The sequence below is a fragment of the Helicobacter didelphidarum genome (genome assembly GCF_003364195.1).
GTDB lineage: Bacteria > Campylobacterota > Campylobacteria > Campylobacterales > Helicobacteraceae > Helicobacter_A > Helicobacter_A didelphidarum.
In genome coordinates this window covers 1-1,390 of sequence record NZ_NXLQ01000129.1, presented here as the reverse complement: position 1 = coordinate 1,390, position 1,390 = coordinate 1, and the positions used below count along the sequence as shown (strand labels likewise).

General features: G+C 30.9%; 2 protein-coding genes. Both read right to left on the bottom strand.

The features are described from left to right. The coding region (locus tag CQA53_RS11415; protein ID WP_147290056.1) for a hypothetical protein at window positions 1–725 on the bottom strand (725 nt) is incomplete at its 3' end. Continuing rightward, the coding region (locus tag CQA53_RS12780) for a hypothetical protein (RefSeq protein ID WP_220272097.1) at window positions 718–1,390 on the bottom strand (673 nt) is incomplete at its 5' end. The genes CQA53_RS11415 and CQA53_RS12780, both read right to left, overlap by 8 nt.

Genomic DNA, 1,390 nt, shown 5'->3' with positions numbered 1-1,390 from the left:
GGACTAAAATCGATTGTAAAAATATTATGGTTTCTTTCCTCGTTAAATATGATTTCTATATGTTCATAATATTTTAAAAATAGAGCAACTCGAGATTTTGTATCCATAGCTTTAATAGCGGTTTCAGTTTGTTGTTTGCAAATTTTGCTAAAAGTAACAATATCTCCCAAGATATTTCCATGCAACACATTTGAATTAATCGGTCTCGGTATAGGCATAATAAAATATTTTTTTGCATATTCAGATTCTATAGCTATGACTTCTTGTGGAATCCTAAAATGATTCTCTTCATACATTATAAATTGACCATATTTATATAGAATGTCGCCACTAAATCGAGTCTGTAATATTAAACCATTTTTGGTTAAAAACATTTTTTTAAAATCTATTGTAGAATAGATGAATCCACCCACAAAAATATATACAAAGCCTGTTAATAAAGTAAGCATTCCTAGTGTATATTCGTAAATTACATTGGATTGAAAAAGTCTAAAACTAGCAGAAAATATCCAATAAAACATATATAAAATAGCAACTTTAACAATAATAAAGAAAAATATACGATACTTAGAGGTAGCATAAAGATTTATTTTGCTTTCCCATAAAATTTGAGAGCGGTCTATTTGGATTTTGTTTTTCCATTTAAGTGTAAGAATATCCCTTAAATATGGATACATTAGATAGCATATATAAATATTGACTACAACAATAGCAAAGTTACTCATAGGTATATCTCATTTTATATTTGTATCTTATATTAGTGTTTGTTTCTGCTACTTCATTTAATTCTCTTAGCCCTATATAGTAATTGCGTATAAGATAATCTATTATTCTATTAATCTTTAGTTTGTATTCTTTTTCTAACCTCTCTATTCTTTCATTTTCTGCTTTGTCTTTTGCTAGTTGGGCGTCTTCGTCTGCAAATATTGCATCATTAATCATTCCAGCTATTAATGCTCCTGCAATAGCCCCTATGATAGTCCCAGCGATAGGAAATGATGAGCCTATTGCCGCTCCAGCTGCTGCCCCTGTGCCTATACGAGTGAGTATGGATACACCTGTTTTTATGGCAGTTTGTGCAATTTTAGTTTCCATAGCATATCCAATCCCAATACCAACCCCCACTTCTTTCAATGCTCTTTCATTTGATTTATTTTCCATCTTTGCTTGTAAAAAACTTAGCACCCCAAAATTCATTTTTATTTTTAACTTAGTAATTTCTGTCGCAGTATGACCAACATTCATATTTTTTGAATACTTATCTAATCCATATATAGCAAATCCTTCAGTAATTGCCACTCCATAAGTTACTACACCTCCAGCCATTCCTAGCTCTCGCCTATGAATTGGTATCTTTTCAAACTCACTGCAATGGCATTCTAAGCCTTTA